The organism is Roseibium album, assembly GCF_965233825.1.
In the GTDB taxonomy this organism is placed as follows: domain Bacteria; phylum Pseudomonadota; class Alphaproteobacteria; order Rhizobiales; family Stappiaceae; genus Roseibium; species Roseibium album.
The window spans coordinates 6,256,847-6,281,966 of the sequence record NZ_OZ247583.1 but is presented as its reverse complement, the minus strand read 5'-3'; the positions used below and the strand labels follow the sequence as shown (position 1 = coordinate 6,281,966).

Below are 25,120 nucleotides of genomic sequence, written 5' to 3'. Positions count from 1 at the left end.
ATGATGGCAGAAACACGCATTACAGCTGCAGATGTTGCAAGAAGGGCCGGCGTAAGCCAGCCCACGGTCAGTCGCGTTTTCACTGATGGTTCCAGTGTTTCGCCCGACAAGGTCAAGCGGGTGAGGGATGCCGCAAGAGAACTTGGCTATCGGCCCAACACGCTCGCGCGTTCTCTCAATACCGGCAGATCATTCACTATCGGTATTGTGCTCGCCTATATGAAAAATCCGTTTTACCCGGAAGCACTGCAAAAACTGTCCGAAAGGTTTAGTGAACGCGGTTATCATGTCATCGTTTTCTTTGCCGCAAACCTGGCAACGGAAGTTGACAGCGTCGTTGACGATCTTGTCGCGCACCAGGTTGACGGGATAATTCTCGCCTCCGTCAGCATGTCGAACCAGCTTACCGCCCGCTTGCAGGACCTGGACATTCCATTTGTCCTGTTCAACAGGGGACAGGAAGACAACTCAATTCCATCCGTGACGGCGACAAATCTGGAAGGCGGTCGAATTGCGGGGCGATTTCTGGCGGCCGGTGGACACAAACGCATCGCTCACATCGCAGGCTGGAAGAAATCGCTGAACGGTCGGGATCGTCAGCAGGGCTTCATCGAAGGATTGGACGAATACGGACTTGAACCGTATCAGATCATTGACAGCCATTACCGAAGACGCATGGCGATAAACGCCACCCACGAATTGTTCCGGCAAAGCGACGTTCCGGACGCGATTTTCGTGGGCAATGATCATATGGCCTTTGCCGTGCTCGAGACGCTTCAATGTGATCTTGGACTGCGTATTCCCGAGGATGTTTCCGTCGTCGGTTTTGATGATGTCAAAATGGCTGCCTGGAAAATCTACAATCTCACGACTTTGCGCCAACCGGTGAGCCGTATGGTCAACGAAACCGTTTCCATGCTTCTGGGCATGATTGAAGACGGGGCCGTGCCGACTGGCCGATTGGAAGTGGAAAGCCGACTGGTCATCCGGGGGAGTGCAAGAATTCCCGAAACATGGACGTCCGATAATCCGATCAAATAATACCCGGCAAACCTAGTAGGAGTTTGATAATGACACCAATGGAGATGGAGCAATTAATCGTTCGCTACGGTAATCTCGTGCCCTGCAAGACGGCCTTCATCGATGCACATACGCCAGGCTCCGACCAAAAGGAGAATTTTACAATTATCGGTGGCGGTGTCTCTGAAAGTCCTGATCAGCACGTGCACATACGCCAGACTCCGGGGTTCAACATTGGTGCGGCCGGACAGCCGCCGAAATGCAGAAATTCGTTGCACGACCACAACACGGCTGAAGCCTTTTTTGTGCTCAAGGGGCGCTGGCGTTTTTTTTGGGGGCGTTGGGGGACTGCCGGTGAAGTCGTGCTGGAGGAGGGTGACATATTCAACATTCCGACCGGTATTTTCAGGGGATTTGAAAATATCGGCAAAGACTACGGAATGATCATGGCGCTGCTGGGGGGAGATGATGCCGGCGGTGGTGTCATCTGGGCCCCACAAGTCATTGAAGAAGCTCGAAGCCACGGGCTCGTTCTGGGTGAAAATGGCGTTCTTTACGATTCCAAAAAAGGCGAAGTCCTGCCACATAATGTCAATCCCATGCCGTTGTTGTCCGAAGAGGAGCTGGCAAGGCGCGGCGAACCGACCACAACAGACGTACTTCCCAACTACGTCGCGCGCTATTGGGACCTGATGGCATTGGCGGACCGTCAACCGGCAAAGGTCATTGGTCCGGACGCGAAATTGCGCGACCGTCCTGGTTTCGAGGCCGACTTCATCTCACGAGGGTCCATTTCTGAAGCCCCCTATGATTGCGACATGGCCGAAGTTCTGATCCCGGTGCGCGGACACTGGCGACTGGAGTGGGACGGGGGAACCACAACGATCAATCCCGGCGATACGTGTCTGGTACCTGCGGGCGTGTCACGATCCCTCGTACCATCCATGACGGGCGAGGCCAGCATGTATCGTGTGAGAAGCACGAACGATCCCGCGGGCAAAACAATGCCGCTCAACTAGCGGTAATCGGCATAATCATTCCATTTTTGACGGCTGCAAAGGCGGCCTGGCTTTCGGGTTTTGCATCCGGTTCCAGAAGTGCTGGAATGGTTTTGTCAACAAGCCGGCCGCTGAAATTCCGAATCCTCACTTTCAACAGATAGGACCTTAGATGACACAGACCACGATCCCTGAAGACCTGCTCAATCTCCTTCGTTCGGTCGACACGCCAACCGTTTGCAACGCAATCGAGGTGGCTCAAGGCAAGCGTGGTTTCAACCGCTTCACGCGCGGAACGATGCAGCATTGCAAACCGGGGGATCCAGCCATTGTCGGGTTTGCCCGTACGGCAAAAATATCAGGATTGGCTCCACCCAATGAGCCTGCTGAAATCATTCGCGAACGCCGTCTCGATTATTTCCGGTCAATGGCGGCGGGCTCGGGACCGACAGCGGCCGTTGTTGAGGATGTCGACTATCCAAACTGTGTTGCAGGCTGGTGGGGCGAAGTCCATGTCGCGGTTCACAAGGGCCTGGGTTTGAAAGGCGCGGTCACCAACGGTGTGATGCGCGATCTTGATGTGATGGATGACGGTTTTCCGGTCCTTTCCGGCTCGGTCGGACCAAGCCATGGGTTTGTACACGTGGTCGAGATCGGGACGCCGGTGAATATTCTGGGCATGCGGGTTGCCCAGGATGAACTTGTTCATGCGGACAGGCATGGAGCACTCGTTATTCCCGCGGAGGTCGTTTCCGATTTGAAAGAGGCCATCGAGGGTGTAATTGCGCGTGAAGCCATCGTGTTGGAACCGGCGCGCGAACCAGGCTTCAATATCAGCAAACTTGAAGAGGTCTGGGCAAAGTTCGAAGCAGTTAGAACGTAGAGCCCGAATGTGTTCAGCACCAGGAATCCGTCGACGTTGCGCCTTCCCAAAGTGCTGAGCTTCCATAGACCAAACAAGAATAGGTTGGTGTTCAACAACGGAACGTAGCACCTGTGCCCGACCGGGTGAACCAGTGCTGGAGGTACCCGTGGATCAGTCGAGATTGCCCAATTTGTTTCAGATGATGGTGAAGGTGACAGTGCAGCCCCCCGGAAGAACTTCTTGCTGACGAGGTTTGCACGACTAAGGATTGCCTGCAGCATGCGGCAAAGAATCCTGTTTCCTGGCATACATCTCCTAATGGTCTTACCCCCTGAAACTGATCCGTATTGATTGCGAATTTTTGAGTTTGTGGAGCTCACCCCGTTTCTGGTCCGGTTTTCATGCAACTTTTCGGGTTTTGTGAAGCCCTTTATGCACAGCTGGATCTGGCACTCTGGCGTCGCGAAACTCCGGAAAAAGTGATCGTTTTGATCGGAGCGATATTGGATTACCCCGACCACACCTTTGAAAAAGGCATTACGAAATACTGAAACGGTGGCTGAACGCTTAGCTCATCCGCTCCGTGCGTGATACTTGATTAAGCTGGATTGTCTTGGCTGAAATTGGTAGCGGAGGACCGCTACAGTCACTACCCCCAACCCAGTGGTTTCCACTTTGTGGTGGTTTTGTTTTCTCGCAAGAAACTGATTTGAAACGGATAAACGTCGGGTTTGTTGCCAGTGTCCATCAAACCTTTGGAAAACCACTGTGCCAACCTGTTTCCCTCTATCAGCTGCGTAGCCCTCAAGCCCGCCACGAAAGCGACCGACAAGCGCGACGTAAATCTGCAGAAGCTGATCGACGATCGCTGATCGTAGCTGTGTTCATGATGTTTGCAGTGACGATGAACAACGGAACAGTCAGGAGCACAAAGCTGGAATAGAGTCCGTCCATGAGCTCCTTTCCAGCAGGGCCAATGTCTTGTCCTGCAGCAAACAGATAAACCAGCGAAAAGACCAGGATGGCATACGCAATCAGTGTGCCGATGTTTGCCTGGCACTTTACGAGAAAAGTATCACCTCAAACGGCCCCAATCATTGGAAGCAGGTCAGTTTGAAACGTAATGGAATTGGCAGCTGTGACCCGCAGAGATCACAAAATTAGCTCGTTTTGACTAGCGCTTTCGGGTGCGCGAGACAGTGTCGCCCAAATGGTTTGCGTTGCGAATTACGTGAAATAGATTCATCTAATTCCGCTTTTTTTTGAATTGGATTTAAGGAACTCTTCGGGGACACTCCATCCACTGCAGTGAATTCGGAAAGTCATCGATGCGCCGGTCAAGACTGAAACGCAAGGCAAGCAGTGTAAGAGCCACACCGCTTCAACCTCAGGTTGGCGGGCGCTTCGCTCCGCTGACGGCTGAAAAGCTGATCGACATTACCAATTCGGCCTTCGCAATTCTGGAACAGATCGGCGTCGGCGGTGCACCTCCTGACATTCGATCGCTGGCGCTCGAGAACGGTGCGGGAGAACGCAGCGACGGACGGATCACCTTTTCGAGGGCTCTTGTTGAGGACATGATTGAACGCGCGTGCAAACGCGTGGAGCTACCAGGCTTTCTACGGGAGCGCGGGATCGAGGTCGGCGGCGGCCGCGTTCACATCGGCACCGGCGGGGCGGCGGTCCAGGTTCTGGAGGCGGCGACGCAGGTTTTTCGCGACAGCACGCTTGAAGATCTTTATTCCCTGATGCGTGTCGTCGATGCATGTGACAACATTCACTACTCGCTGCGCCCCGTTGTCGCCCGAGACATGACCGATCCTTTTGTGTTGGACATCAACACGGCCTTTGCGGGGCTGAAGGCAACGTCCAAACCCATCGGAACGAGCTTCTTTGAACCGGCCAATGTTGCGCCGGTGGTCGGAATGCTTGATGCGGCTCTGGGGGAAACATCCTTTGCCGCGCAGCCCTTCTGCTTTGCCTCGGTTTGCCACGTTGTGCCACCGCTGACGCTTGCTGAAGAGGCCTGCGGGGTCATGCAGGAATGTGTCCGTCTGGGAATGCCGCTGCAGATCTGTTCTGCTGCGCAGGCCGGGGCGACGAGCCCGGCCGCTCTCGCTGGTGCTCTGGCGCAAGGGCTTGCCGAGTCGCTGGCAGGGCTGGTGCTGGTCAACATGATGAAACCCGGATTCCCCTGCATTCTTGCGTTTCTGGCGTTTGTTTCCGACTTGCGGACAGGGGCAATGACAGGCGGGTCCGGCGAGGCCGCTGTGGCCAATGCGGCTGCAGCCCAACTGCTGTTGAACCTCGGACTTCCTTCCACAGTCTCCGCCGGCATGACTGACGCCAAGACCGCCGATGCGCAATCGGGCTATGAAAAGGGCTATACCATTGCGCTATCTGCGCAGGCAGGCGCGGACATGATCAACCTCAGTGTCGGCATGCTCGGCTCGATCATGGTTGCCAGCAAGGAAGCACTTGTCATCGACAATGACATGTGCGGCGCAATCATGCGCACGGTGCGCGGCGTCGAATTGCTCGACGGCTCTATCGATCTCGACATGATTGAACAGGTGGTGACCGGCGAGGGGCACTTCCTTGGAACCGCACAGACCCTGGATCTCATGACCAAGGAGTATCTTTATCCGAGCCTCGGCGACCGTCAGAGCGTCAGCGACTGGCTGGAGGCTGGAGCCCTGACGGTCTGGGACAAGGCGATCGCCCGGGTTTCGGAAATCGAGGCATTGCCGGCGCCGACGCATTTGCCAGGCGACATCGAGGCCGCGTTGCGCGAGCGTCTACCAATTCATCTTTCAGAACGGCTTTAGCCCATGAAAACCCACGCTCAGGTTGTCATCATCGGGGGCGGTGCCGTCGGCGTTTCAGTCCTCTACCATCTGGCCAAGGCAGGGGTGAGCGATTGCCTGCTGATCGAGAAAAACGAGCTTACCAGCGGTTCCACCTGGCACGCGGCTGGCAACATTCCGACCTATGCCAACAGTTGGGGCGGGATGCGGGCCGGGAACTATGCCTGGCGACTCTACAAGGATCTCGGCGAAAAAGTCGGTTATCCGATCACATATCGCCATACGGGAGCCTTCTGGCCAGCGCACACGCGCGAGCGCATGGACTTTTTCAGCCATCTGGTCGGTATTTCTAAGGGGCTCGGTTACGATCTTGCGATGCTGTCGCCTGCAGAGATGGATGCGATGCATCCCTATTTCAGGTCCGGAGAGAGCGTCATGGGGGGCATCTTTGATCCTTACGAGGGTGACGTCGATCCGAGTCAGTTGACCCAGGCACTTGCCAAGGGCGCGCGTGATCTTGGTGCGGAAGTCGCGCGTTTCACGCAAGTAACCGGCATAACGCGCCAGCCCGGCGGTGAGTGGCATGTTTCGACCGACAAGGGCGATGTGGTTTGTGAAAGCGTTGTTAATGCCAGCGGCTACTATGGCCGTGCGGTCGGCGAGATGGTCGGACAAAGCCTACCGGTGGTGACACTCGAGCACCAGTATCTGGTGACTGAAAGTCTACCGGAGCTGGAGGCCGACCCGAAGAATTTCCCGCTCGTGCGTGATCCGGACATCATGTATTACCTCCGCCGCGAGCGGAACGGCCTCCTGCTTGGCTCTTACGGCCACGAAGGGCGTCCAGTCTGGCTGGACGGAACACCTGACTGCTTCGCCAACCAGTTGTTTCCCGATAGTATCGATGACATCGCCAAGGTGCTTGAGGCGGCGCTCAGCCATGTGCCTATCCTGGGCGAGGCCGGCGTTAGCCGCTTCATCAATGGACCCATCCCCTACAGTCCGGACGGAGCACCGCTTTGCGGGCCGGCCTTCGGGCTGCCGAACTTTTATCATGCCTGCTGTTTTCCGGTCGGCATCACTCATTCGGCGGCAGCGGGCAAAACCCTGACGGAGTGGATAACCGAGGGTGAGCCGGAATGGGATATGTCCAATTGGGACCCGCGCCGCTTCGGCGACTGGGCGACTTTCGATTACACTGCGAAGCGGGCAAGCGAGCTCTATGAGCACCAGTACGCCATCCCCTATCCACACCGGATCTGGAAATCGGCCCGTCCGGTCCGGCGGACGCCGCTCTACGGCACATTGAAAGCTCAAGGTGCCGTTTTCGGTCAGGTCGCTGGCTGGGAGCGTGCGTTCTGGTTCGAGACAGATGTAGCCAAAGATGACGGCGAACTCTCCTTCCATCATGAGGTCTGGCACGAGGCGGTCCGCGCAGAATGCGAAGGCTTACGCGATCGTGCCGGTGTCATGGACCATGGCGGCTTCACCCGCTACGAGGTGGAAGGACCGGGCGCGACCGATTTCCTGGATCATGTCTTTTGCGGCGCGATGCCGGCAGTCGGCCGCGTCAAGCTGAGCTACATGCTGACACCAAAAGGCAAGGTCTGGTCGGAAGCGACAATCGCGCGGCTGGCAGAGGACAGGTTCCTGCTTTGCGGCCCGACGCTTGCCGATCAGCGTGATCATGACTGGATGACCCAATTCCTTCCGGAGGAGGGAGTGTCGTTGCAACGCGGGTCGGCCTTCGATGCAGCACTGTTGGTCATGGGACCGAAATCGCGCGATATCCTGCAGCCATTGACCGATGCCGATCTTTCAAGGGATTCGGCTCCATGGATGTCGGTGCGGGAGATTACGATTGCCGATGCGGAGGCAATTGCCCTTCGGGTTTCCTACATTGGCGAACTAGGCTGGGAGCTTCACATGCGCAGTGAAGATCTCGAAACGGTCTATGGCGCGATCATGCGTGAAGGGCGAAGTGAAGGAATTGTGCAGTTTGGCTCCTACGCACTCAACGCGATGCGGATTGAAAAGGGCTACCACGGCTGGGGGGCGGATTTTGGCATCGAGTATACGGCGCTCGACGCCGGGCTCGACCGGTTCGTCAGCAAGAAGAAAGACCGGTTCGTTGGTCGCGAAGCGTTTCTTGAACAAGTCAAACAGCCAAAGGATTACCATTTCGCCGGGTTTGTACTGGAAAATGACGGACCCGATCCACTGTCATCCGATCCGATCTTGAGGGAAGGCAAACCGGTCGGTTATGTCACTTCCGGCGGCACCGGCTTTCGCATCGGCAGGCGAATTGCGCTCGGATACCTCACAATCGATGTTGAGCCAGGTGAGGTCTTCGATATCGAAATTCTGGGCTGCCCTGAGCGCGCTACGGTGACCACATTACCTTTCTATGATCCAGAAAACACTCGCTTGAAGAGCTAGGCGACCAATGGTGAAACACCTTCCAACGGATGTTCAGGTCGCCGTCGTCGGCGGAGGGATTGTTGGCTGTGCGGTCGCCTATCACCTGGCCAGGGCCGGCTGGTCCGTTGCGCTCTTTGAGCGCAAGAAACTGACCAGTGGCACGACCTGGCATGCGGCCGGGCTTGTAAGCGAGACCCAGGCCGTTCCGGTCATGTGTACGCTTGCCAGGTATGGTCTCGATCTCATGGAGCGCCTTGAGAGCGAGACGGGCCAGAACACCGGTTTTAAGCGCAACGGTTCGATCACGCTTGCCTTGACCGAGGTGCGCACCGAAGAATTGCGGCGCAAGGTTGACTACGCGCATGGCTGCGGTATCCGGGCGGTAGAAATCTCCATTGCAGAAGCCGTGGAAAGATGGCCGTTGTTGTCGGCGCACGGAGCGCAAAGCGCGTTCTGGTATCCCGGAGACGGCTATACAAATCCAATCGACACGACCATGGCCCTCGCCAAGGGGGCAAGAGCCGGCGGGGCACAGATTTTCGAAGATTGCAAGGTCGAGCGCGTCGTTGTGCAAGGAGGCAAAGTTGCCGGCGTCGAGACGGAAAGAGGGATGGTACGGGCCGAGCACGTCGTCAACGCCACCGGTATGTGGGCCCGGGACTTTGGACTGTCGCATGGCGTTCAGGTGCCGCTGAACAGAACTAATCATTATTATGTAGTCACGGACCCGATTGAGGGTCTTTCCGGCGATCTGCCTGTCCTCAGGGTTATGGACGAGTATGCCTACTACAAGGAAGATGCCGGCAAACTGCTGATCGGTTGCTCGGAGCCGAATGCAACGCCATGGTTACCTGAAGGTGGCATTCCTGACCAGTTCGAGTTTGACGAACTGCCCTGTGACGAGGAGCATCTTTATCCGGTTCTGGAAGCGGCGATGGAGCGGGTTCCCGCACTTGCAGATGCAGGGATCAGAAAATTCTTCAACGGTCCGGAATGCTTCACACCAGACGCGAGGCACTACCTCGGGCCGTTTGCCGAGATAAAGGGTCTTTGGGTAGCGGCCGGGTTTAATTCCACCGGCATTCAAAACGGGCCAGGCGCCGGCAAGGCATTGGCCGAGTGGATAATGGCCGGTCACATGACCATGGATCTGACCGATGTCGACAGCCGCCGTGTCGTGCCCGGTCTGAATGCGGCGAATTACACAGCGGTCAAGGCGGCCGAGACGCTGTCCCATGCCTACGCCATGCATTGGCCATACCTGCGCAAGGACCAGGCGCGCGGCCTGCGCCGAACACCTTACTTCGCACATCTGAAGGCCGCTGGAGCGCAATTCGGCAGTGCAAATGGTTGGGAGAGGCCGCTTGTCTACGGGGCCGAATTCACCGATGGGTTTGGCCGTCAGCCGTGGTTCGATGCATGGCGTGATGAACATGAGGCGCTGCGGACCGATCTTGGCATGATCGACCTGACCTTTGGACGATTTCTGGTAGAAGGCGCGGATGCGGAACAACAGGTGCAGCGCCTGTGCGGAGCAGATATGTCCGCACCGCCAGGTGTGCTGATCTACACTCACATGTTCAACGACCAGGGCGGGATCGAAGCCGACGTGACGGTTGCGCGCCTTTCAGCGAACCAATATCTGGTGATGGCGTCGGCGGGAGCTGAGCCTCAGACAGAATACTGGTTGAAGACGTCTTTGCTGGAAACCGGCGTCAGTGTCGCCAACATCACGTCCTCGGAAGCGACACTGGCCATCATGGGGCCCCGCTCACGAGACTTCCTTCAAGGACTGACAGATACTGACCTTACAAGCGACGCATTTCCGTTTGCCAGCTGGCAGAACATCCATGTGGGCTATGCACCTGTTCGCGCACAGCGGATAACCTATGTCGGGGAACTTGGCTGGGAATTGCATGTTCCTTGCGAGTTTGCGCAGCACGTCTTTGAGACACTGGCCGCTTCACCTGAAGCACCGAGGCTTGGCGGCGGCATGGCGGTCGACTCCTGCAGGATCGAAAAAGGCTTCCGGCATTGGGGACACGATGTTGGCCCCTTCGACAGCCCGGTGGACGCGGGACTGGCCTTTGCCTGCGATTTCGAAACGGATTTTAGGGGCAAGGAAGCGATCCTGGCGAGACGGAAGAGTGGTCCGGATTCCCGGCTGTTGCTGTTCCGGCTTGCTGACCCGGATGCGCTGGTCTTCGGCAAGGAACCGATTGTGAGGGACGGTGAAATCGTCGGCCGATTGACGTCCGCAAGCTACGGCTGGTCAACCGGGTCAGCGATCGGTATGGGCTACGTGACCTGGCCCGAGGGTGTTTCACTGAAGCAGTTGGTCGCCAACGATTATCGGATCCTGGTGGCCGGACGTGCGGTTGATGCGTTCGCAAGTGCGCGCGGGTTTTATGATCCGTCCAACTCAAGAATGCGCGGCTGAGACCCTGCACCGCTATCTTAGGTGGAATCCTGCATCCGGCTCACGGCACCAGTCGGCCAGAAGCCTGGCAACGCTGTGGATGGGATCGTCGTCGTCCATGTCTTCGGTTCGCATGACCGCGCACCAGGGCACGGTCACGCCTTCCTCGGTGACACGTGCGCCGACAATGCGTCCTTCGTCGAGCGCGGTCTGAAGCGCCCAGCTCGAAAGCACGCTTGTTCCAAGGTCCGAGGCGACCAGTTCCACAATGGCTTCGGGCAGTTCAACCGTCGCCGCCCATTGAGGATAGCTGTCAGTGGGGCGAAACAGGCGTGCAAATTCCCGGTCGGGTTCGGGCACCTTTGTATAGGTTATGAAGGGTTCGCCGACGATATCGTAGCCCTCGACGAAGTCGCGGTCAGCGAGCCTGTGCGTCGGCGACATGATATAGAGAAGCGGGTCTTCAAATAGCGGGATGGCAGACAGTCCTGCCTGGGTGACATTGCCTGAGACCACCGCAATGTCGATATGCCGGTTCTGGACTCCGGCGAGCGGATTGCTTCTGGCACCGGCCATGATCTGAAGATCGATCCCGTCGGTCCGCGCCTTGAGATACCGGATGAAGGAAGGCAACCAGCGATAGTTGCTGTAGGCTTCGACCGACAGGCGCACGACGTGCTGGATACCGGCGTTCATGCGCCTGACGTCCTGTTCCGCGCGACTGAGGTCAGTCAGGATCCTTTCCGCGACAACAGCCATGTGTTCGGCCGCCGGTGTCTTGCGCAGGCGCTTGTGCATCCGTGTGAACAGCGGCACGTCCAGCCGGCGCTCCGCCTCGCGCAAGCGGTGCGACAGGGCCGACGGGGTAACGCCGAGCTTTTCAGCCGCGTCGGTTATGCGTCCTGTTTCAATGATGGCCTGGATCAGTTGTAGATGTCGCAGATCGAGTAGAGGTTTCATCGAGTAGCCTGAAATTGATTCACGAAAGTGAGAAAACTTCGAGATTGGTTTTCAGTCAAGGTGGGTGCGAAATCGGATCGGTGAATTCGATTGGAGCCCGACATGAACGCCGACGCCATGCATTCGATCAAAGCGGATATCGCCCATCACGTTCACCCGCAGTCGAACCTGCGCCAGCATGCTGAAAAAGGGCCGACCATGATCACACATGGTAAGGGCGTTTTTTTCTACGACAGCGAGGGGCGGGAGATCATCGACGGGTTTTCCGGCCTTGGCTGCGTCAGTCTCGGCTATCACAATGAGCGGCTGGCCGATGCGGCGATGGGCCAGATGAACACCCTGCCTTTCGCACCCACCTTCTACAACAGGTCGCATCCACGGGTGGCGGAGCTGGGCGAGCGCCTGATCGGCTTGGCTCCCGGCGGCATGAACCGCGTCATGTTCCAGTGCTCGGGATCGGAGGCGAATGACACGGCAATCAAGCTGCTCTGGTATACCAACACCGCCAACGGCAACCCGAACCGCAGGAAGATCATCGGACGGGTTCGTGGCTATCACGGCAACACGGTGGCGACCGTTTCGCTGTCCGGTCAGCCGCACATGCATAGGAAGTTCGGCCTGCCACTGCCGGAATTCAAGCATACGGAACTGCCGAACTATTATCGCTTCCACATTGACGGTGAGAGCGAAATCGAATTTTCAAATCGTATGGCGGCACGCTTCGAGGACATGGTACTGTCCGAAGGCCCGGAAACCGTTGCGGCCTTTTTCGCTGAACCGGCAATATCCGGTGGTGGCGCACTGATGCCGCCTGAAGGCTATTGGGACGCAATGCAGGCGGTCCTGCGCAAATACGACATCAAATTTGTGGCCGACGAGGTGGTCTGTGGTTTCGGCCGCACCGGCAATCTCTGGGGATCGCAAACCTGGGGGCTGAAACCAGACATGGTGTCCTGCGCCAAGGCGCTTTCAGCGGCCTTCTTTCCGATCTCCGCTCTGATGTTCAAGGACGAGATGTATGCCGACATGATGAAAAACTCCGACGAAGTCGGCGTTTTCGGGCATGGTTATACCTATGCTGGCCATCCTGTGGGGGCGGCTGTCGCGCTGGAGGCGCTCGACATCTACGATGAAATCGACCTTGTCGGCCATGTGCGCAAGGTCAGCGAAACTTTTCTTGCCCGTTGTCGCGCGCTTTCAGATCACCCATTGGTCGCCGAAGTGCGCGGCGTCGGTCTGTTCTGCGGTTTCGAGCTGATGAAGGACGCCACAAAGCGCGAACCGTTCGACCCTTCCTGGAAAGTAGGTGAGCTCGTTCAGAACTTCGCCCATGATCGGGGACTTTACCTAAGAGCGATCGGTGACAGAATGAGTTTCATGCCACCGCTGATCATCAAGGAAGACGAAATCGAAATCGCCGCAGACCGTTTCAAGGCGGCGCTCGATGATGCCTGGGCCGTCGTTCGTGGCAGGGTCTGATATGGATCCGCTGAAACACATCGCCATCATCGGTCTCGGAGCCATGGGCGCACCGATGGCTTTGCACTTGTCACGTTCAGGCTATGAAGTGACCGGCGTTGATTTGGACCCAGGCGCACGTGACCGGTTTCCGGGGGCGGTGACGCCTCAGCAAGCGGATTTCTCCGGCGTCGATGCCGTCGTAACAATGCTGCCCGAAGGCCCGCAGGTGATGGATGTCTATCAAGGGGCAATTTTGTCCAATGCGTACTCGGGTGCCGTTTTGATCGACTGCTCGACCATTGACCTGGAAACTGCCAGGACCCTGAATAAACTGGCGGTGGAGAAGGGATTTGCGCAGATCGATGCGCCGGTCTCCGGCGGACCGGAGGCTGCCGGGGCCGGTGAGTTGAGTTTCATGGTCGGGGGTGACGCGGATCACGTTTCGCTGGCTCGGCCCCTGCTGGAAAACCTCGGCAAGAAGACTACCCATTTTGGAGCTGCTGGGTCTGGCCAGGCGGCAAAAGCCTGCCACAACATGATTTGCGGTATCACCGCAATGGCCGTTTTCGAAGGCTTCGCGCTGGCAGACGCCCTCCAGCTTGATGCCGACCAGTTTTACGAATTGTGCGCAGGCGCTGCCGCGCAAAGCTGGACCCTTGAAAATCGTTGTCCAATCCCCGGCGTGGTTCCCGCTGCACCTTCCTCGAACGGATACGCGCCGGGGTTTGCCGCGCGCCTCATGGCCAAGGATCTCCGTCTTGCCCAGGCCGCGGCGCAGATCAGTGGGCAAGTCACGCCTTTCGGCGCGGAAGCGGCGCGCGCTTTCACGCGATTTGCCGAAGCGACCGGAGGGGATCTCGACTTTTCTTCATATTTCACCGCGCTGAAACAGCAGACAAAAACGATAGGGACCGACTGACCATGGCGCTGCTCGACTACAAACTGCCTGAAGCGGGCCTTGCCGGAAGTTACATCGATGGGGCCTGGCACCGGCCGATGGACGGGCGCAAGCTCACCATCGAGAACCCTTCACGGCGGGAACCTATCTGTGACGTCGGGCGTGGTACGTCGGTTGAGATCGACCTTGCCGTCAAGGCAGCCCGGAAGGCTCTGCCGGCGTGGCGGGCATTACCGGCAAGCGAGCGCGGCAAGTTGCTTGCAGAACTCGGGCGCCGGCTTGAAGAAAATGCGGAAGAAGTCGCGCGTGTCCTTGCTGCGGAAAGCGGCAACGCCATCAAGACCCAATCGCGCGGGGAAGCGATAGGGGCCGCTGGCGTGTTGAAATATTACGGTGGTGTTGCGGTCGAGCAAAAAGGTGAGACACTACCGCTCGGACCGGGGGTTTTCAGTTACTCTACCCGCGAACCGCACGGCGTCGTCGGCTCGATCATTCCCTGGAACTCGCCGCTGCAGCTCGGTTCGGTCAAGATTTCAATGGCGCTTGCGACAGGCAATTGCCTTGTGCTGAAACCCGCCGAAGATGCACCACTCGCCATTTTGAAACTCTCCGAGCTGGCAGATGGTCTGTTCCCACCGGGCGTCTTCAACGTGGTCACCGGCCTGGGAGAAGAAGCGGGCGCTGCCCTGGCATCGCATCCGGGTATCGACAAGGTTTCCTTCACCGGATCGTCCGAAGTCGGCAAACTGATCGGGCATGCAACGGCTGACCGTATCGCCAAACTAACGCTCGAGCTGGGGGGCAAGTCGCCAACGATTGTTTTTCCCGACGCGGTCGAAGAGGGGCGTCTTGATGCGACTGCCCAGCAGGTTGCCAACGCCATGCGGTTTGCGCGGCAGGGCCAGAGCTGTACCGCCGGTTCCCGACTGTTCGTGCATAAGGACGTCTGGGACGTTCTGATGCCGCGGGTTGCGGAAAAGTCGGCGGCGTTGAGAGTCGGCGATGCGCTCGACCCGGATGTGGACATGGGAGCTGTTGTCAATTCGGAGCGCTACAGTGAGATCAGGGCCTATGTGGTGGAGGCTGCGGAACAGGGGGCGGAGTTCCTGATAGGCGGGATTCCGGCTGAAGACCCGGCTGGTTTCAATCCGGTTCCGACAATTATCGCCGGTGTTGACAACACCTGGCGGATAGCCCGCGAAGAAGTGTTCGGGCCGGTCATGGCCGCTATTCCGTTTGAAAGCGAAGCCGAAGTGATCGAGATGGCGAACGATACGCATTACGGGCTCGCCGCTTTTATTTTCACGCATGATTTCAGCCGGATTACCCGTCTGACGCGGGCGATCGATGCGGGCTGGATTCAGGTCAATCAGGGCGGCGGCCAGATCCCGGGCATGTCGTACGGTGGTACCAAGCAGTCAGGGACAGGCAGCGAATACTCCATCGAAGGCGCGTTGGAGGCCTATACCTATCGCAAATGCGTCACGGTCAATGTGGAGCCCGGTGCATGACATCCGACCGGTTTGGCAATGCGCTCGACCCAGGCGTCGGTTACGCGAGAGGCGAGTTGCTGAGATCATCTGCCGACGAGGTGCGGCGCCTGAGACATGCCGGCAAACTTGCTGCGGACTTCGTTGCTCGCAACGGCGTGGAGCGCATCGGCGTCTTCACGGGCAATCTGCGTTACTATCCGGTAAGCCTGGAGGACGTGCAGGAGCTGTGCGAGGAATGGGTCGGGCCAGGGCTTTTTGGTGAAGATCTCAGAAAGGCTTCGATCAACCATCTCGGCGGGCGCGGGCATGAACAAGCGACTGTGGTAAACCGGACGAGCGCGGGCATTGTCGCTGCTGTTCTGGCGTTGTCTGACGGACGGCCAGTCGTCTCGCTCGTTCCTTCCGGAGACAGGTCTCACGCGTCGGTTGGCCGGGGAGCCCGGCTTGCCTGTGTTCCGGTGATCGAAGTCTACGAAATTCCGGAACTCAAGAAGGTGCTCGAAGCACGCCTGCCGTCCCTGACGATTATCACGACAGTAACGTCCGAACTCTCGATGCTGGCCGACAGCGTAACGCTGCAGGCAGTTCGACTGGCCAAGGCAGCCAAATCCCGCGTTCTGATGGACGAGGCCTATGGCGCGCGGTTCAGGCCGGTTCTCCATGACGGAGCACCGTCTCTTTCCTTCGGTGCTGATCTTGTCATCACCAACACCGACAAGGCGGGCTTGCCGGGTCCCCGGGCGGGCGTCCTCTGCGGAGAGGCCGATGCACTAGTCTCTGTTGCCGCAAAGGCCTCGGAACTTGGCATGGAGGCGCGGGCGCCGGTGGCCGTTGGAGCGATGCGTTCCCTGATGGCCTTCACACCGGACCTTCTGATCGCGGAAGTGAAAGACGGGCAACTCCTCGCGGACGCGCTCGAGAGCGTTTTCGGTGTCGGGGCTGTTACGCGCTCGCCGCTCGGACCGAAAATCAGCGAAGAAGATGCCCATGCGCATGTTTTGAAAGTTGCCGGCACCGAATATTCGACCCGTGTTCCCGCCGAGACCACCGCGGCGATCGGCATGCTCATGCTGCAGACGCTTGGCATCGTCACGGTCAACACGCATGGTCAACCTGGAGGGCGCGTATCCCTGCGACTCAAACCGACTGCCGGTGCGCTGAAACGTGTAGGCGGTGTCTCGGCGATCGCTCAGTGCCTTGAGGCCGCCATGACCGAAACGGCCAATCACCTCGAGGACGCGGACTGGTTCTCAGAGTTGTTGTTTGGAGGCACATGAATGTCGCAAGACGGACTCACCGCGCGGCTGGACGCCCGGCTCGACCAACTCGTCAACATTGATATGGGTGAACGGGGCGTTGAGCATCTGTTCGTTGCCGCCCGGGATCTCCAGGGCGGTTCTCTCATCGGGGCAGCGGCCGATCAATTGATGGCTGTGGCTGAGGGTGGAACGGTTGTCATGACGACGGGTTCGGTGTCCCGAGCCTGGATAACGCCTCATCTTGGCGAAAATGATGGTCCCTCCGGTGCGGCGGCCGTTGCCCGCGCGCTTGTGCTTGGGCGCAACGCGACAGTTGTGATGCTCTGCGAAGACACACTTTTGACGGCGATCCGCAATGTCATGCAGGCAGCGGGACTATTTCCGGTAACGCTGGAACAGGCGGGCATCGCACGAGCAGACAAGAGCCTCGCGACTATCGTAATGCGGACCTATCCGACCGGAGACGAGGCCGGAAAGGCACAAGCGGCAGCTCTTCTCGACGAACTGAAGCCGGATTTATTGTTTTCAACCGAGCGCGTCGGGCGCAACGAGTTTGGCATCTACCATTCGATGCGCGGCATCGATTATGGCATGGGCCGTGCGCGTGTGGATTTCCTGTTCGACGAGGCACTGGACCGCGGCATTCCGGTGGTGGCTGTTGGAGATGGCGGCAATGAAATCGGTATGGGGAAAGTTGCGGAACATGTCCGTAAGCATGTTCCTTACGGCGACCGCTGCCAATGCGGCTGCGGCGGCGGCATCGGGGCGGTCACGGGGTGCGATGTCCTGGTCACCGGAGCCTGCTCAAACTGGGCGTGCACCGCGATTTGTGCCGCCATGGCGGCGCGCGCGGGCAGCTCTGCATTGCTGCACACCCCGGAACGGGAAGCCCTTTTGCTGGACACAATGGTTGCCAATGGTCTGATCAACTCCACCCACGGAATCATCGACGACAGTGTAGACGGCTTTCCCCGACAAAGTCATAGCGGCATCGCGGAGCTGTGCCGCACCATCGTCAGCCGGGCTCTTTAGAAATTTCAGGACTATAAAATGATTCAGAACGACACCGCCCTGATTGCCGCAATCAGGGACCGCTTCGCCCACGTGGACAGTTGTCCGTTCCAGGGACCGCGCATCTTCTTCGAAAATGCCGGCGGCGCTCTGACCCTCAAATCCGTCGTCGAGACTTCGTCTTTCCACGCCGCGTTGCCGGACAATCCTGGCCGGATCAATCCTGCAGGTCAGGCGACTCAAACCACTATCGACAAGGCGAAATCCGATCTGGCGCTCTTCATGAATGCCTCTTCCGGGCAGTTCTTTGCCGGCGAAAGCGGCACCGAGCTGCTGTTCCGGCTGATCAGAACGGCCTGCGTAAACGCGCCGGAAGGCGCGAAGGTTATCGGCTCGTCGATCGAGCATCCGGCAACCCGCAGCGCCGCACGCCGCTGGGCGGACATCGCAGGACTAAGCTATGTGAATGTCCCGCACGACGATGAGACCGGACTGGTCACCGCTGGGGACTATGCCGCGTTGATGACCCCGGATGTTGCGCTCGCCACGATCCTGCATGCGTCTCCGGTGTCAGGAATGGCATTGGATGTCGCTGCGATATCCAGGGCGATCCGCGCAGTTGCTCCGGACTGCGTTATCATTGTCGACGGAATTCAACACGCCGCCCACGGGCAGCTCGACCTGGACAGCTACGATATCGATGGTTATGCGATCTCGCCCTACAAGGTCTTTTCAAGGCACGGCTATGGGATCGCGTGGATTTCCGACAAGCTAAGCGCGCTCCCTCATGACAGGCTCATCGATGCTCCCGCGACCGGCTGGGAATTCGGCACCCGTGACGCAGGGGCGTATGCGGCCATTTCCGATGTTGTCGCCTATTTTGAATGGCTGGGCGGTGAGGTGTCGCCGGCGACGGAGCGCCGCGCCAGGATAGAGGCCGCGGGACGCGCGATCCATCAGTACGAGAGGTTCCTTGTCGACGCGATGATCCACGGCACCGGCAATCTCCCAGGGCTAAAGGATCTACAGCACGTCAAGATCATCGCAGGGGTCGAAAATCCGGCCCGCGAAGGCCTCGTGTCGATTGCAGTTGCCGGTATTGCGTCGCCGGATGTGGTGGACGCCCTCAACATGCAGGGCATTCGCACCCATACACGCAAGGCAGACCACTATAGCGGCAACGTGCTGGAGCCACTGGGGCTAGCTGACTGCGTGCGAGTTTCGCTGTGCCACTACAACACGCTGCCGGAAATCGCTGAGTTTCTCGGCGCGATCAGGGACATTGAAGCGCGCCTTGCGGCCTGATTAGTTGGCGTCTGGCCCTTGATCGCGCTTGCGAAAGTTGGCAACAACATCTTCAGCTTCCGACCAATGTTGCCATTCACGGGCCTGTCGCAAGTTTCTGTGTTGGACAGATTTTTCCCATTTGGGGAGCTTGTCCGTCGTCGGGGATTTCTGGACTGTTGATTTTCACTGAGAACTGACCCGGTATTTCCACCGGGAATTGACCTGCCTTTTGTGTATTGAACGGCAGTTACGCCGAGGTCAAGATTTTGGTTTCCTCCCTTAGTTGTCGGCCTGATTTGCGGTGCTGTTTTTGAAGCGGAAGCTTTCGTTTCCGGTTTCAAGGATGTGGCAGTGATGGGTGAGCCGGTCGAGCAGCGTGGTGGTCATCTTGGCATCGCCAAAGACGGCGGCCCATTCCGAGAAGCTCAGGTTGGTGGTGATGATGACGCTGGTGCGCTCATAGAGCTTGCTCGGGAGATCGAAGAGCAGAGCACCGCCTGATGCGCTGAACGGCAGGTATTCCAGCTCGTCGAGGATGACAAGACCGGAATGGACGAGCCGGTTGGCGATCTGTCCCGCCTTGCCCTGGGCTTTTTCCTGTTCCGGCACATTGACGAGTTCAACGGTGGAGAAGAAGCGGACACGCTTGCGGTGATGTTCGATGGCCTGGATACCGAGCGCTGTTGCCGGATGCGTCTTCCCGGTTCCGGGTCCCCCGAGGAAGACGGCATTGTGAGCCTGCTCGATGAACTCGCAGCGGTGAAGCTGGCGCACGAGCGCCTCGTTGACTTCACTGCTGGCAAAGTCGAAGCCGATCAGGTCGCGATCGGCGGGAAAGGGTGCGGCGACGAACCTACAAAACCCGCGAAAACGCGAGACGGGATGTGTTCGACTACATCGAGATGTTCTACAACCCAATGCGCAAACACGTCAGAAACGGGATACTGTCGCCCGTAGAGTTCGAACGGCAGCAGAAAATGAAAGCCGATGGCGTCTAGAAAACGCGGGGCTATTCAAAGCTCCCTGACCGTGAAGCTGTGAAAATTACCTTCACCGCTGATGCAGAGCTCAAAGTTTCGCTGAACGACTGCGCTGAAATCTACCGTCAGGCTTATGGACAAAAGGAAAGTGTGTCCGACCTGATCCCGTTCATGCTCGCGTCCTTTATGGAGACAGACTCCGGGTTCAGGCGAGCGCGAAAACAACTTGCCGAAAGGCGCTCTTATCTAATCCAAAATCAAGTTTCGGAGACCTGAAAATGGCGACCATCGGCAGTTTCACCGTTACCAAAGACGGCTACACGGGCACAATCCGAACGCTAACCATCAACGTCAAAGTCAACATTGTCGCCAATGACAAGAAAGGTTCCGAAGGTGCGCCGGATTTCAGGGTCTACGGCGGTCGCGCTGAACTGGGCGCTGCGTGGAAATCGGAGACCAACGACCACCAGTCCAGAGAATACCTAAGCGTGCTGTTGGACGATCCAAGTTTTTCCAATCCGATCCGGGCAGCCCTTTTTGAGGAAGAAGGAACGGCATTTTTGGTATGGAACAGGCGTGAAGGATGATTGGCAGATTTGGGGCTGACTGCTGACTGTCTGGTTTTGGCAGTTGGATCAACAAAGCGGACATCGCAGCTGCGTCCGTGTGCTGGGACTTTCGGCCTGCTGCAGACGTTCGCTCCGTCACCAAACGACGGTTTTATGCACCAATTTTGACTATTCATGGCTCACTGGTCGTTTACTGAACAGCGGACATTTGGTTTGGGCTCATCAGGTACGCTGACCGAACGCCAGCGCGGCAAACCCAAGCCCGGTTAACCTCGATGTTCTTCAAGAACCTTCTTGGCGACGCGGAAACATTCCAGGGATTGCGGAACGCCGCAATAGATGCCGACAACGTGGATGATCGCGCGGATCTCGTCCTTGGTGACACCATTGTTGATCGCGCCCCTGCAATGGATCTCCCATTCGGTCATTTTGCCCAGCGCCCCGATCATCGCAAGGTTCATCATGGAGCGGGTTTTGGCATCGATCACGTCGTCCCCCCAACCGAAACCCCAGCACCAGGCCGTCATGGCTTCCTGGAACGGCCGGGTGAAGTCGTCTGCTGCTTCCAGATTCTTTTCGACGTATTCGGCTCCCAGAGTGGCCTTGCGTTGTTCAAGGCCTTTTTCAAAAAGATCCTGGTCCATAATTCACCTCAGCTTGATGGCAACATTTTTGGTTTGAACGTAATTCAGAAGGGCTTCGCGACCCTTCTCCCGACCGTAGCCGGATTTGCCAAAGCCGCCAAAAGGTGTTTCGACACCGCCCGCATACCACTCGTTGACGAAGACCTGTCCTGCGCGAAGGCGCCGGGAGGCCTGCATCGCCCTGTCCAGATCTGAGGTGAAGACACCGGCAACAAGCCCATAGGGGGTGCTGTTGGCGATCTTAATGGCTTCGTCATCCTCGCGGAATTTCAAAACGGAAAGTGCCGGCCCGAACACTTCCTGCTGAGCGATCTTCATGTCCGGTGTGACATCTGTAAGGACAGTCGGTTCCAGGAAATAGCCCGGCCGGTTCATGCGATGTCCTCCAGCTGCGATGCGTGCACCTTCCCGCTCGGCGTCGCTGACCATACCAGTGGCCCGTTTGCATTGCGCTTCGGAGATCATCGGGCCCATGTTCGGTCCGAAGTCCGGAAACTCCAGCCCGGGCCCGACGGTCAGGCTTCTGGCCTGTTCGATCATTCCCTCGACAAGCTGATCGTGGACCTTCTCCTGGACGATCACGCGGGACATGGCGGAACAGACCTGACCCGCATTGAAATAGATCCCCCAGCGCATATCGGACAAAAAGGCATCCAGATCGGCGTCGTCATGAACGATTGCTGCGGACTTTCCTCCCAGTTCCAGAACGCAGGGCACGACGTTGCGGGCTGCTGCTGTTGCAATGGAAACACCGGTTGCGACCGAACCGGTAAAGACGATCTGGTTGACATCCGGATGCGCTGCCAGCGCTGCCCCTGCCTCCCGCCCAAGACCGCACAGGATATGCAAGACCCCCTTGGGCAAGCCGCAGGCAATCGCAGCTTCGGCAATGAACCGGTTGGTCAAGGGATCGAGTTCGGGCGTCTTGACCACAACGGCGCATCCGACAGCCAGGGCGGTAGACAGGGAGCGCGCCGTCATTTCCATCGGATAGTTCCAGGGAATGATCTGCGCGGAAACGCCGAACGGCTGGTGGGTGGTAAAGTCGAAATAGCCGTCGCCAAGCGGGATCGACCGCCCTTCCATGGTCTCGGCCTGATTGCCGTAATACTCGAAGTAACGCGCTGCGCCCTCGATTTCGAGGCGGGCCTCCCACAGCGGTTTGCCGGCCTCGCGGGTCAGGACGGGGGCAATCTCGTCGATGCGCTCAAGAAGATAGTCGCCCATCTGGCGCACGATCCGGCCGCGTTCCACCGGACGGAGACCAGACCAGCCACCTGTCTCGCTGAAGGCCTTCGCGGAGGAAACAGCACGATCTACATCCGCAGCATCCGCCAATGCCTGTTCCGCCACGGGCTCGCCCGTTGCAGGGTCGAGAACGGCCAGCCGACCGGCGCCGCCGTCGCAAAAGTCGCCATCGATGTAATTGCGCGAGTAGGCGGGGATCTCTGTCACTGAGGTCTGGTCCTGTTTGCATCGAGCCGGTCACAATGAGGTTTCATGCGCCGGTAGACATGCTGCACCCGGTCAGGCGCCTCGGCGATCTCGACATATTTCCGCTTCTGGGGACGCAGGCCGGTCGAGTTCTTCAGGTTGGCATGAAAGGAACCGCCGTCCCACCAGCTGTATTGTCCCGTGTCGGCTCCGGGCTCCCAACTCAGGGCGTCTTCGATAAAGGGAATGTCGACCGCTTCGCAAAAAGCCTTGACCGTCAGGGCGGGTGCTTCAAGCAGGTCGCCACTGTCAACAACCGTGGGTGGCGTTCCGTTCAGCGCGGTGAGCAAATCATAAAGGGCACGCTGCTCCGGGAAGCCGACTTCCGCAGCATCGAAATCCGGCCACTTGGCATACATGGAGGTGATTGTCAGCGCCGGATCCCGGATCAGGAAAGCGTGGGTGAAATGCGAAAGGAAGTCCGAGGGAGCCGCATCCCAGTCGTGAGGCGGGCAGGTGTAGCCGACCTGATGCGGAAACAGTTTCTGCGCCGGCGTCCACTTTTGCCGCATGTTCATCGAGGCGGCGGCGGCTTGGGACATCAGGCTTCCCGCATCCAGGCCTGCAAAGTCTTGATGGAATGTTCAGAGTTCACGCCGCAGCCGGGATCGAGAACGAGTGGTCCCGGCTTGTAGCCCCGACTGTGCAGGCCTTTGTGAACGGATTCCACCAGATAGATGTCTTCCTCCACGGTTGTTGACCGGTCCTGAACCGCGAGGCGGCGCACCACGTCTGAATCAACGCCATCGATCGTGTACCAGCCGCGCCAGACCGCCACGTGGTCCACGTCGACTGCACGCCAGTGATAGGTGTTGAGGATGTTGCCGGGATAGACCTGGAAGGAAAACAATGGCCACAGGAACCAGGAAGAGTAGTCGCCGGCGTGCTCGTTGGACTCCAGATCAATGTCATAGGTCATGCGCTCGAGATTCTGGCACTCTGTTGTGTGGCGCAGGCAATAACCCTGTGGCTGGATGTCATAGGTCTCGGGCTTGACGACACCCGAGGCGAAAGTGGGGTGGTTGATGGGGCAGTGGTAACATTCGGAATAGTTCTCGACGGAGACTTTCCAATTGCAGTTTTCTTCTATTTCCACCCATTCGAGCGGCCGCAGCCTGTCGATATGCGGGACGAAGGCTTGAAGTTCATTTCGGACATTCGGAAACCAGTCGTCCATCGGCTTGGCGTCAGGATCGAGATTCACGAACAGGAAGCCGCAAAAGTCCTCGATACGGACAGAGGTCAGGCATATCTGCTTGCGATCGAAGCCCGGCACGGACCGGACATTGGGCCCGGAACGCAGGCGGCCGGTGAGTTCATAGGTCCAGCTGTGATAGGGGCAGACCAGAAGTTTGGTATTGCCTTCGCCCTGCACCAGCTGGTGAGCCCGGTGCTGGCAGACATTGTAATAGGCGTGCAGTTCTCCCTGCCTGTCCCGCAGACAGACGATGCTTTCACCTGCGATATCAATGGTGAAATAGTCACCGGGTCTTTCCAGAAGCGAGCTGTGACCCGCAAATTGCCACGTTCGCGCCAGCAATCCCGCCTTCTCGACCTCAAAATGCGCAGGGTCGGTATAATAATGTGCTTCAAGCGAGTGAATGAGCTGGCTGTGAACGTTCATGAGCGGTCCTTCCACTCTTCCTGGTAAAGTCCCATGGCGTGACGCCGATTGTGAAAACGCTCGATGCTGGCCACGACTTCCTCGGGCGCATCGGCAATGACAAGCGCAAGCAGTGTTTCGAGTAGGGCAATCGTCGAAACGGATGACGGAAAGAATTGTGGTGTTTCCGCATCGACGACAAAGGCATGATCGCTGCCTACAACAATGGGCGAAGCGGGGCTGTCGGATATCGCGATGATTGTCAGCCCCTGTTCCCGCGCGACTTCAACAGCGGCGACAACATCCGTCCTGTAGGGCTTGCAGGTCATGGCCAGGAGGACATCGTTCTTGTCCGCCCTCGCCAGGTCGTCGGTTGCGACCGATCCCATGCGCGGGATGGTCCAGATCGTGTCGACGGCCATGTCCGCAAGGTAGGAGAAGTTGCGGGCGTTGGAATTGTTGACGCCGACACCAAGCACATAGGTATGCCGTGCATTGACGATGGCGTCGGCGGCAGCCTTCATCGCGTTGGCATTGGTTGAGGCAAAGGTATTCTCGATGTTCGAGATCGCGCAGGCCGCCATCTCGGCAAACAACTCGCCAAGCTGACCACCCTTGGCAAGCGACTGCAGCCAGCGGGCGCGATCGGGAAAATCGGTCCCCCTGCTGCGGATCGCTTCCCGGAAGGGATGCCGGAAATCCTCATAACCCTCGAACCCGGCGGAACGTGCCATGCGCACAAAGGTGTTTGGTTTGACACCGGCAGCGTCGGCGATCTCGCGGATTGAACTCACGCCGACATCATTCGGGTTTTCAAGCACATAACTAGCGGCCTTACGCAGTTCCGGGGTGAACTCGTCCAGTTCGGATGCGAGTTCTTCCAGAACCGTTTGCGGGGCCTTCAGATCAGGTTTTGGTACATTCATATCAT

20 protein-coding genes and 3 pseudogenes are annotated in these 25,120 nt (G+C 58.1%); 16 read left to right on the top strand and 7 right to left on the bottom strand.

Annotated features, from left to right (window positions below):
* The 7 genes from ACO6TI_RS28915 (at nt 1) to ACO6TI_RS28885 (ending at nt 10,551) form a co-directional block, all read left to right on the top strand.
* Nucleotides 1-1,041 (top strand): LacI family DNA-binding transcriptional regulator, encoded by a 1,041-nt coding sequence (locus ACO6TI_RS28915; RefSeq protein WP_209012598.1) that lies wholly within the window; start codon nt 1-3, stop codon nt 1,039-1,041.
* Nucleotides 1,042-1,070: 29 nt separating this feature from the next.
* Entirely contained in the window at nt 1,071-2,039 is a 969-nt protein-coding gene (locus ACO6TI_RS28910; protein ID WP_196878862.1) for a cupin, read from the top strand.
* A 151-nt stretch (nt 2,040-2,190) separates the two neighbouring features.
* The gene (locus tag ACO6TI_RS28905) at nt 2,191-2,901 is read left to right on the top strand and encodes an RraA family protein (protein WP_209013789.1); all 711 of its coding nucleotides are present in this window, start codon (nt 2,191-2,193) and stop codon (nt 2,899-2,901) included.
* Nucleotides 2,902-3,284: 383 nt separating this feature from the next.
* Nucleotides 3,285-3,434 (top strand): hypothetical protein, encoded by a 150-nt coding sequence (locus ACO6TI_RS28900; protein WP_196878861.1) that lies wholly within the window; start codon nt 3,285-3,287, stop codon nt 3,432-3,434.
* 777 nt (nt 3,435-4,211) lie between these two features.
* Nucleotides 4,212-5,711, top strand: a complete 1,500-nt coding sequence (locus ACO6TI_RS28895) for a trimethylamine methyltransferase family protein (RefSeq protein WP_422383867.1) — start codon at nt 4,212-4,214, stop codon at nt 5,709-5,711.
* Between the two features lie 3 nt (nt 5,712-5,714).
* A complete protein-coding gene (locus ACO6TI_RS28890) occupies nt 5,715-8,129 on the top strand; it encodes a GcvT family protein (protein ID WP_422383866.1) in 2,415 nt (804 codons plus the stop codon).
* 7 nt (nt 8,130-8,136) lie between these two features.
* Nucleotides 8,137-10,551 (top strand): FAD-dependent oxidoreductase, encoded by a 2,415-nt coding sequence (locus ACO6TI_RS28885; RefSeq protein ID WP_422383865.1) that lies wholly within the window; start codon nt 8,137-8,139, stop codon nt 10,549-10,551.
* A 12-nt stretch (nt 10,552-10,563) separates the two neighbouring features.
* On the opposite strand, the gene ACO6TI_RS28880 is transcribed toward ACO6TI_RS28885, so the two are convergent.
* Nucleotides 10,564-11,490 carry a LysR family transcriptional regulator gene (locus tag ACO6TI_RS28880; protein WP_055391615.1) on the bottom strand — a complete coding sequence of 309 codons (927 nt, stop codon included), beginning with the start codon at nt 11,488-11,490 and terminating at the stop codon, nt 10,564-10,566.
* Between the two features lie 102 nt (nt 11,491-11,592).
* On the opposite strand from ACO6TI_RS28880, the gene ACO6TI_RS28875 reads away from it, so the two are divergent.
* From ACO6TI_RS28875 to ACO6TI_RS28850, 6 genes are read left to right on the top strand one after another with little or no spacing between them, the layout of a single operon-like run.
* The gene (locus ACO6TI_RS28875) at nt 11,593-12,969 is read left to right on the top strand and encodes an aminotransferase (protein WP_197000941.1); all 1,377 of its coding nucleotides are present in this window, start codon (nt 11,593-11,595) and stop codon (nt 12,967-12,969) included.
* 1 nt (nt 12,970) lies between these two features.
* Complete coding sequence (locus ACO6TI_RS28870) at nt 12,971-13,870, top strand: NAD(P)-binding domain-containing protein (protein WP_197000940.1); 900 nt, start codon at nt 12,971-12,973, stop codon at nt 13,868-13,870.
* A 2-nt stretch (nt 13,871-13,872) separates the two neighbouring features.
* Nucleotides 13,873-15,360: an aldehyde dehydrogenase family protein gene (locus ACO6TI_RS28865; RefSeq protein WP_197000939.1), complete on the top strand. Its 1,488-nt coding sequence runs from the start codon at nt 13,873-13,875 to the stop codon at nt 15,358-15,360.
* Nucleotides 15,357-16,619, top strand: a complete 1,263-nt coding sequence (locus tag ACO6TI_RS28860; RefSeq protein WP_199485864.1) for a hypothetical protein — start codon at nt 15,357-15,359, stop codon at nt 16,617-16,619. The genes ACO6TI_RS28865 and ACO6TI_RS28860 overlap by 4 nt, the downstream gene beginning before the upstream one ends.
* Nucleotides 16,620-17,633 carry a glutamate cyclase domain-containing protein gene (locus ACO6TI_RS28855; protein WP_055391610.1) on the top strand — a complete coding sequence of 338 codons (1,014 nt, stop codon included), beginning with the start codon at nt 16,620-16,622 and terminating at the stop codon, nt 17,631-17,633.
* Nucleotides 17,634-17,651: 18 nt separating this feature from the next.
* Nucleotides 17,652-18,917, top strand: coding sequence for an aminotransferase class V-fold PLP-dependent enzyme (locus tag ACO6TI_RS28850; protein WP_422383864.1), 1,266 nt, complete (start codon nt 17,652-17,654; stop codon nt 18,915-18,917).
* Between the two features lie 261 nt (nt 18,918-19,178).
* Here ACO6TI_RS28850 and istB read toward each other — a convergent pair.
* A pseudogene (gene istB / locus ACO6TI_RS28845) lies at nt 19,179-19,742 on the bottom strand (IS21-like element helper ATPase IstB); the annotation flags it as partial.
* Between istB and ACO6TI_RS28840 the strand changes: the two are divergent.
* The 3 genes and pseudogenes from ACO6TI_RS28840 to ACO6TI_RS28830 form a co-directional block, all read left to right on the top strand.
* Nucleotides 19,727-19,897, top strand: a pseudogene (locus ACO6TI_RS28840) (IS3 family transposase); the annotation flags it as partial. The pseudogenes istB and ACO6TI_RS28840 overlap by 16 nt on opposite strands.
* A gap of 30 nt (nt 19,898-19,927) precedes the next feature.
* A pseudogene (locus tag ACO6TI_RS28835) lies at nt 19,928-20,155 on the top strand (DUF2274 domain-containing protein); the annotation flags it as partial.
* Between the two features lie 2 nt (nt 20,156-20,157).
* Complete coding sequence (locus ACO6TI_RS28830) at nt 20,158-20,466, top strand: DUF736 domain-containing protein (protein WP_422383863.1); 309 nt, start codon at nt 20,158-20,160, stop codon at nt 20,464-20,466.
* A 248-nt stretch (nt 20,467-20,714) separates the two neighbouring features.
* Here ACO6TI_RS28830 and ACO6TI_RS28825 read toward each other — a convergent pair whose 3' ends face one another.
* Genes ACO6TI_RS28825 through ACO6TI_RS28805 form a run of 5 tightly spaced genes read right to left on the bottom strand, consistent with a single transcriptional unit; the run spans nt 20,715 to nt 25,115 of the window.
* On the bottom strand, nt 20,715-21,092 hold the full coding sequence (locus ACO6TI_RS28825; RefSeq protein ID WP_196894240.1) for a carboxymuconolactone decarboxylase family protein: 378 nt from the start codon (nt 21,090-21,092) through the stop codon (nt 20,715-20,717).
* A gap of 3 nt (nt 21,093-21,095) precedes the next feature.
* Nucleotides 21,096-22,547, bottom strand: coding sequence for an aldehyde dehydrogenase family protein (locus tag ACO6TI_RS28820; RefSeq protein WP_422383862.1), 1,452 nt, complete (start codon nt 22,545-22,547; stop codon nt 21,096-21,098).
* Nucleotides 22,544-23,128: a hypothetical protein gene (locus tag ACO6TI_RS28815; RefSeq protein ID WP_422383861.1), complete on the bottom strand. Its 585-nt coding sequence runs from the start codon at nt 23,126-23,128 to the stop codon at nt 22,544-22,546. The genes ACO6TI_RS28820 and ACO6TI_RS28815 overlap by 4 nt, the downstream gene beginning before the upstream one ends.
* Entirely contained in the window at nt 23,128-24,210 is a 1,083-nt protein-coding gene (locus tag ACO6TI_RS28810) for an aromatic ring-hydroxylating oxygenase subunit alpha (RefSeq protein WP_055391604.1), read from the bottom strand. Before ACO6TI_RS28810 ends, ACO6TI_RS28815 begins: the two co-directional genes overlap by 1 nt.
* On the bottom strand, nt 24,207-25,115 hold the full coding sequence (locus ACO6TI_RS28805) for a MurR/RpiR family transcriptional regulator (RefSeq protein WP_196894246.1): 909 nt from the start codon (nt 25,113-25,115) through the stop codon (nt 24,207-24,209). The genes ACO6TI_RS28810 and ACO6TI_RS28805 overlap by 4 nt, the downstream gene beginning before the upstream one ends.
* Between the last annotated feature and the right edge of the window lie 5 nt (nt 25,116-25,120).

Bases quoted from the DNA above. Each gene is read 5' to 3' on its own strand.
- ACO6TI_RS28865 (WP_197000939.1), top strand. From the start codon at position 13,873: ATGGCGCTGCTCGACTACAAACTGCCTGAAGCGGGCCTTGCCGGAAGT.
- ACO6TI_RS28900 (WP_196878861.1), top strand. From the start codon at position 3,285: ATGCAACTTTTCGGGTTTTGTGAAGCCCTTTATGCACAGCTGGATCTG.
- ACO6TI_RS28855 (WP_055391610.1), top strand. From the start codon at position 16,620: ATGTCGCAAGACGGACTCACCGCGCGGCTGGACGCCCGGCTCGACCAA.
- ACO6TI_RS28825 (WP_196894240.1), bottom strand. From the start codon at position 21,092: ATGGACCAGGATCTTTTTGAAAAAGGCCTTGAACAACGCAAGGCCACT.
- ACO6TI_RS28810 (WP_055391604.1), bottom strand. From the start codon at position 24,210: ATGAACGTTCACAGCCAGCTCATTCACTCGCTTGAAGCACATTATTAT.
- ACO6TI_RS28870 (WP_197000940.1), top strand. From the start codon at position 12,971: ATGGATCCGCTGAAACACATCGCCATCATCGGTCTCGGAGCCATGGGC.
- ACO6TI_RS28830 (WP_422383863.1), top strand. From the start codon at position 20,158: ATGGCGACCATCGGCAGTTTCACCGTTACCAAAGACGGCTACACGGGC.
- ACO6TI_RS28875 (WP_197000941.1), top strand. From the start codon at position 11,593: ATGAACGCCGACGCCATGCATTCGATCAAAGCGGATATCGCCCATCAC.
- ACO6TI_RS28905 (WP_209013789.1), top strand. From the start codon at position 2,191: ATGACACAGACCACGATCCCTGAAGACCTGCTCAATCTCCTTCGTTCG.
- ACO6TI_RS28805 (WP_196894246.1), bottom strand. From the start codon at position 25,115: ATGAATGTACCAAAACCTGATCTGAAGGCCCCGCAAACGGTTCTGGAA.
- ACO6TI_RS28895 (WP_422383867.1), top strand. From the start codon at position 4,212: ATGCGCCGGTCAAGACTGAAACGCAAGGCAAGCAGTGTAAGAGCCACA.
- ACO6TI_RS28880 (WP_055391615.1), bottom strand. From the start codon at position 11,490: ATGAAACCTCTACTCGATCTGCGACATCTACAACTGATCCAGGCCATC.
- ACO6TI_RS28915 (WP_209012598.1), top strand. From the start codon at position 1: ATGATGGCAGAAACACGCATTACAGCTGCAGATGTTGCAAGAAGGGCC.
- ACO6TI_RS28885 (WP_422383865.1), top strand. From the start codon at position 8,137: ATGGTGAAACACCTTCCAACGGATGTTCAGGTCGCCGTCGTCGGCGGA.
- ACO6TI_RS28860 (WP_199485864.1), top strand. From the start codon at position 15,357: ATGACATCCGACCGGTTTGGCAATGCGCTCGACCCAGGCGTCGGTTAC.
- ACO6TI_RS28850 (WP_422383864.1), top strand. From the start codon at position 17,652: ATGATTCAGAACGACACCGCCCTGATTGCCGCAATCAGGGACCGCTTC.
- ACO6TI_RS28890 (WP_422383866.1), top strand. From the start codon at position 5,715: ATGAAAACCCACGCTCAGGTTGTCATCATCGGGGGCGGTGCCGTCGGC.
- ACO6TI_RS28815 (WP_422383861.1), bottom strand. From the start codon at position 23,128: ATGTCCCAAGCCGCCGCCGCCTCGATGAACATGCGGCAAAAGTGGACG.
- ACO6TI_RS28910 (WP_196878862.1), top strand. From the start codon at position 1,071: ATGACACCAATGGAGATGGAGCAATTAATCGTTCGCTACGGTAATCTC.